This window comes from Sphingomonas sp. (assembly GCF_042091075.1).
In the GTDB taxonomy this organism is placed as follows: Bacteria; Pseudomonadota; Alphaproteobacteria; order Sphingomonadales; family Sphingomonadaceae; genus Sphingomonas.
This window is the reverse complement of the sequence record NZ_JBELIE010000191.1, coordinates 1-5,668: the sequence shown is the minus strand read 5'-3', so window position 1 is coordinate 5,668 and position 5,668 is coordinate 1. Positions and strand designations below refer to the sequence as shown.

At 66.9% G+C, this 5,668-nt stretch carries 8 protein-coding genes; 2 read left to right on the top strand and 6 right to left on the bottom strand.

Translation table 11 applies throughout. The annotated features are described in order from the left end of the window. Positions 1 to 481, bottom strand: a 481-nt coding sequence (locus ACFDSW_RS14880) for an Hsp70 family protein (protein ID WP_375251056.1), incomplete at its 3' end; no start/stop codon positions are given. A 186-nt stretch (positions 482 to 667) separates the two neighbouring features. Here ACFDSW_RS14880 and ACFDSW_RS14875 point away from each other — a divergent pair. Then, on the top strand, positions 668 to 949 hold the full coding sequence (locus ACFDSW_RS14875; protein WP_375251055.1) for an ETC complex I subunit: 282 nt from the start codon (positions 668 to 670) through the stop codon (positions 947 to 949). A gap of 40 nt (positions 950 to 989) precedes the next feature. Here the strand turns inward: ACFDSW_RS14875 and ACFDSW_RS14870 are convergent, their stop codons facing one another. From ACFDSW_RS14870 to ACFDSW_RS14855, 4 genes are read right to left on the bottom strand one after another with little or no spacing between them, the layout of a single operon-like run. Continuing rightward, on the bottom strand, positions 990 to 1,526 hold the full coding sequence (locus ACFDSW_RS14870; RefSeq protein ID WP_375251054.1) for an NUDIX hydrolase: 537 nt from the start codon (positions 1,524 to 1,526) through the stop codon (positions 990 to 992). Next, positions 1,523 to 2,188: a TPM domain-containing protein gene (locus tag ACFDSW_RS14865; RefSeq protein ID WP_375251057.1), complete on the bottom strand. Its 666-nt coding sequence runs from the start codon at positions 2,186 to 2,188 to the stop codon at positions 1,523 to 1,525. Before ACFDSW_RS14865 ends, ACFDSW_RS14870 begins: the two co-directional genes overlap by 4 nt. Continuing rightward, complete coding sequence (locus ACFDSW_RS14860; protein WP_375251053.1) at positions 2,188 to 2,997, bottom strand: TPM domain-containing protein; 810 nt, start codon at positions 2,995 to 2,997, stop codon at positions 2,188 to 2,190. Before ACFDSW_RS14860 ends, ACFDSW_RS14865 begins: the two co-directional genes overlap by 1 nt. Positions 2,998 to 3,007: 10 nt before the next feature. Next, positions 3,008 to 3,586: a LemA family protein gene (locus tag ACFDSW_RS14855; RefSeq protein WP_375251052.1), complete on the bottom strand. Its 579-nt coding sequence runs from the start codon at positions 3,584 to 3,586 to the stop codon at positions 3,008 to 3,010. 107 nt (positions 3,587 to 3,693) lie between these two features. On the opposite strand from ACFDSW_RS14855, the gene mscL reads away from it, so the two are divergent. After that, a complete protein-coding gene (mscL, locus tag ACFDSW_RS14850; protein ID WP_375251051.1) occupies positions 3,694 to 4,155 on the top strand; it encodes a large conductance mechanosensitive channel protein MscL in 462 nt (153 codons plus the stop codon). Between the two features lie 64 nt (positions 4,156 to 4,219). On the opposite strand, the gene ACFDSW_RS14845 is transcribed toward mscL, so the two are convergent. After that, a partial coding sequence (locus ACFDSW_RS14845; RefSeq protein ID WP_375251050.1) for an amino acid permease occupies positions 4,220 to 5,668 on the bottom strand: 1,449 nt, incomplete at its 5' end.

Genomic DNA, 5,668 nt, shown 5'->3' with positions numbered 1-5,668 from the left:
CGATCTGGCCGGCATCCTTGGTCGCCTGGCGCTGCGCGTCGTTGAAGTAGGCGGGGACGGTGATGACCGCCTGGGTCACCGTCTCGCCGAGGTAGCTCTCGGCGGTTTCCTTCATCTTCTGCAGCGTGAAGGCGCTGATCTGCGACGGGCTGTAATCCTTGCCGCCGGCGTTGACCCACGCGTCGCCGTTCTGGCCGCGTACGATCTTGTACGGGACCAGCTCGGTGTCCTTCTTGGTGACCGGATCGTCGAAGCGGCGGCCGATCAGGCGCTTTACCGCGAAGATCGTGTTGTCGCCGTTGGTGACCGCCTGGCGCTTCGCCGGCTGGCCGACCAGCCGCTCGCCATCCTTGGCGAAGGCGACGATCGACGGCGTGGTGCGCGCGCCCTCGGAATTCTCGATAACCTTGGCCTTGCCGCCTTCCATGACGGCGACGCACGAGTTGGTCGTGCCCAGGTCGATACCAATAACTTTTGCCATGAGTGCTTTGCCTAGCCCCTACGAACGTAAAAACGACACCGGTCACACCCCGTTACGGCAGCGCAACCGCGTTGACCTGTGGCGATATAGGTGCCCACACCCCCGCCGCAAGATTGCCGCAAGATTGCCAGCGCCGTGAGGGAATCGTTGCACGCCCGCCGCGCGGATCGTAGAGGAGGCCGCACGATGCAGACCGCCCGTATCTTTCAACGCCCCAAGAACGCCATGCAGTCCGGCAAGGCGCGCACGGATCAATGGCAGCTCGAATTCGAACCGGGCGAGGCGAAGAAGCCCGATCCGTTGACGGGCTGGGCAGGCAGCGGCGATACCCGCGACCAGATCCGCCTCGGCTTTCCGACGTGTGAGGCCGCGATCGCCTATGCCGAGCGAGAAGGGCTGGCGTACACGGTGATCCCGACGCCGACCAAGACGCTGAAACTGCAAAGCTACGCCGACAATTTCCGGTAGGATCGCCGGGATGACGTCTTTCTAGCCTGCGACGGCGCCCTCAGATCAGCGCATCGGCCAGCAGCAGCAGCATTTTCACGTCCACCGCCACTCCGGCCGCGCGCTTCGCGGCGACGAAGGCGGCGATGTCCCGGCGCGGGACAAGATGCACCTCGATATCCTCATCCCCCGCGCCGCCGCCATCGCCGACGCGCTCCACATCATGTGCGCGCACCAGAGTGAAGCCTTCGGTGACCATGCCGGGGGAGGCGTGGAAGAAGCCGAGCGGCTCGATCCGCCCGGCGCGATAACCGGTTTCCTCCTCCAGTTCGCGCGCCGCCGCCACCTCCACCGCTTCGCCGGCCTCCTCGTCGCCGACCAGCCCGGCAGGCAATTCCAGACAGCGGCGCCCCAGCGGCACGCGGAATTGCTCGACCAGCACGACCCGGTCCTGCGCGTCGATCGCGACGATCACCGCCGCCTCGATCCCGGCCTGCCGGGCGACATATTCCCAGCGGCCCTGTTTGATCGCCTTGATGAATCTGCCCGCCCACATCGTTTCCGCGGGAAGCGCGGCGTCGTCCTCGATAGGCGTCATAGTTCGATCACCCGATCCGGCAGTTCGTTGGGATTGTCACTGGTCTTGGGCAGATAGTCCGCCAGGATCGCGCCGATCGCGCTCACCGCCGCGACCATGCCGTCGCCGGCGCGGCCGTCGCGCACCGCCACCACCAGCGCCGCCATCGCCTCGCCCCAGCGCTCGGGCGGGACGAGGCGATGCACCGCGGCGTCGGTGACGATCTCCGCGCCATGCTCATCGGTGGACAGGTACAGCAAGACGCCTTCGCGCCCGGCGGTGCGGCTCTCGGTGCCGACGCGAAACAGCTCGACCGCGCGGCGGCGCACGCGCCGCGCCTTGGTCGCCCGCGGGGTCAGCGCCATACGCAACGGCCGCCATGCCAGCAGGACGCGGACGATGAGGAACGCCAGCGCCTGCGCGATCAGCAAGGCGAGCAGGTCACGCGAAAGATCGGCCGCTTCCCAGCCGCGATCGAACGGGGTGAAGATGCCAGGCCAGATCGCGCCGATCGCGGTCATCGCCAGCAACGCGAGCACCGCATAATGCAGTGCGACGTCGTGATAGGCGTCGGAACGCGCGGCGACGATCGTGACGATCTCGCCATCGCTGCCCGCCTCCGCCGCCGCGACCGCCGCGGTGACCGCATCGCGCTCCGCCGCAGTCAGCACCAGCCGCGCCATCACCAGTCCCCGCTCGCGCCGCCGCCACCGAAGGAGCCGCCGCCGCCGGAGAAACTGTCGTTGCCGCCGCCCCAGGAGGAGCCGCCGCTGCCCCAGCCGCCACCGCCGCCACCGCTGCCCCAGCCGGGCCCCCAGATGATCACCGGGGGCACGCCGCCGCCGCCGAAGCGCCGGCCGCGCCCGCGCCCGAACATCATCGGCAGCACGATGACGATCACCACGATGATCCAGAAGGCGGCGACCATCCAGTCGCCCACGCTGTCCTGTTTCTTCGTGCGTGTGGCGCCTGCCGCCTGCGCGCGTTGCTCGGCGGCTTCCAGCGGTGCCTTGAGCTGATCGGCGATCGCCTGCGCGCCGGCGACGATGCCACCACCCATATCGCCGTCGCGAAAGCGCGGCAGGATCGTCTGATTGATGATGACGCTCGCCAAGGCGTCGGTCATGATCGGCTCCAGCCCATAACCGACCTCGATGCGCACCTTCCGCTCTTTCGGCGCGACGATCAGGATGATGCCGTTGTTCGCGTCTTTCTGTCCGATCCCCCAGGCGCGACCGAGGCGATAGCCGTAATCCTCGATTGCATAGCCCTGCAGGTCGGGGATCGTCGCGACGACCAGCTGGCGGGTGCTCGCCTTTTCGGCGTCCGCCGACAGCTGGGTCAGTTGTTGCACCTGTTTGGGCGACAGGATCTTCGCCGCATCGACCACACGGCCGCTGAGCGGTGGGAAGGCCGGTTCACTCTGCGCCAGCGCCGGGAGGGCGACGATGGCGCAGAGCAACAGCCAGAGGGCGCGCAGCCAGCGCGGCATGACGCGCGTCTCAGCTATTGAAATTCACCGTCGGGGCGGTTTCGGCGCCCGGCGTGGTCGCCTGGAAGGGGACCAGCGGCTTCGCGCCGTAGAAGACCTTCGCGCCGATCGCGTCGGGGAAGGTGCGGATGCGGGTGTTATAGTCCTGCACCGCCTGATTGTAGTCGCGGCGCGCGATCGTGATGCGGTTCTCGGTCCCCTCCAGCTGCGATTGCAGCGACAGGAAGTTCTGGTTCGACTTCAGGTCGGGATAGGCTTCCTGCAAGCGCTGCAACGACAGCGTCACCGCATTCTGCGCGCGCTCGAACTGTTGCACCTTGGCGGGGTTGCTGAGCTCGTCACCCGAAACGACGATGCGGTTCGCGTCGGCGCGCGCCTGCGTCACGCCGATCAAGACGCTCGATTCCTGCTTGGCATAGCCCTTCACGGTGCTGACCAGATTGGGGATCAGGTCGGCGCGGCGCTGATATTCGTTCTGCACGTCGGCCCAGCGCGCCTTGGCGGTTTCCTCGGCGGTGGGAACACTGTTCAGCCCGCAGGCGGCGAGCGGCAGCGCCAGCATCACGGGGGCAACATAGCGACGGATCATCGAACCTGCTCTCCACTGTCTGTGTCACGCATATAGAACACCGATTCAGGCTCGTGAATGCCCGCCCTTCAGTTTATTTCGGGACGACAACAGAGGAGGACGGGCACATGCTCAAGGATTTCAGGGCCTTTATCGCACGCGGCAACGTGCTCGATCTTGCCATCGGGGTGATCATCGGCGGCGCCTTCGCCACCATCACCAAGTCGCTGACCGACGACGTCATCATGCCGGTGGTCGGCGCGCTGTTCGGCGGACTCGATTTCTCCAGCTACTTCGTCCGGCTGGGGCCCGTGCCGGCGAACTATCGCGGATCGCTGGACAGTTACGCGCAGCTGAAGGAGGCGGGAGTGCCGCTGCTGGGATATGGTGAGTTCGTCACCGTGGTGATCAACTTCCTGATCCTCGCCTTCATCGTCTTCCTGATCATGCGGAGCGTCAATCGCGTCATCGCCGCAGTCGAGCATGAGAAGGCGCAGGGCACCGCCGAGCCAGCGGCGGAGCCGGCGGAAGTGGTGCTGCTGCGCGAGATTCGCGACGAGCTGCAGCGCCGGCCGGTCAATCCCGCGTAACGACGGCGGGGCGTATCGCTGGCCGCCCCGGGGGCCGGACCCGGGGCGGCGGGCGGGCGCTGCCTCAGTGCGCGCCCGGGGTGATCATCGGATCATCGACGCTGCCGATGATTCCGCGCCCGACGTGACTGTGCGAGCGGCTGTAGCCGAAGTAGATGACCATGCCGATCGCGCCCCAGATCGGCAGCACCATCATCGCGGCGGTCGGCAGGTTGAAGAACAGGAAGACGCAGCCCAGGATCGTCAGCGGGCCGACGATCATCAATGCCGGGGTGCGGAAATCACGCGGATGATCCTTGGCGGTGCGGCGCAGGATCATCGCCGCGATCGCGACCATCATGAAGGCGTAGAGCGTGCCCGCATTGGCGATATCCGCGAGTTGCCCGACCGGCAGGAACGCCGCGGCGAACGCGACGCCGACGCCGGTGACCGCGGTGACGATATGGGGCGTCTTCCAGCGCGGATGCACCGTGGACAACCGCTCGGGCAGCAGACCGTCGCGGCTCATCACGAAGAAGATGCGCGTCTGGCCGAACATCAGGATCAGGATCACCGACGGCAGCGCCAGGAAAGCGGCGATGCCCAGCATGTTGCCGACCTTCGACCAGCCGATCGCACGCAGCACGTGCGCCAGCGCCTCATTTGAGCAGACCAGCGCGTCCCTGTAGGCGGGCAGGGCGCACTGCCGGGCCAATTCCTCCGATCCGGTCGGGAACGGAATGCCGTTGGGGCCCATGATCGGCTGGCCGCCGATCGTGCCGATCGCTCCCCCCGCGACGAGGATGTAGAAGACGGTGCAGAACAGCAGCGATCCAATCAGCCCGATCGGTACGTTGCGCTGCGGGTTCTTCGTCTCCTCCGCCGCGGTGGAGACCGCGTCGAAGCCGACATAGGCGAAGAAGATCGTCGCCGCCGCCCCGACCGCGCCGACGCCCGTGCCGAAGCCGCCGAACACGCCCGCGGGCAGGAACGGGTTGAAACGTCCGGCACTGAACTGTTCGCTGGGCAGGGTGAGGAAAACGAACGTGGTCAAGGCGGTCACCTTGATCGCCACCAGCACGGCATTGACGCGCGCGCTTTCGGTGGTGCCGATCATCAGCAGCCAGGTGATCAGTCCCGCGATCAATACGGCGGGCAGGTTGATCAGCCCTCCCGGCGCACCCCCGAGCGCCAGCGGCGCGGCGGACAGCCAGGCGGGCAGATGAACGCCGAGGAACTGATTGAGGATCGTGCCCGTGAAATAGCCCGACCAGCCGACCGCGACCGCGCTTGCCGCCACCGCATATTCGAGGATCAGCGCCCAGCCGACGGTCCAGGCGAGCAATTCGCCCATCGTACTGTACGTATAGGTATAGGCCGATCCCGCGACGGGGATCATCGCCGCGATTTCGGCATAGCATAGCGCGGCGACGATGCAGATCGCGCCCGCGATGGCGAACGCGAGCATCAACCCCGGTCCGGCCTTTTGCGCACCGGCCGCCGTCAGCACGAAAATGCCGGTGCCGATCACGCA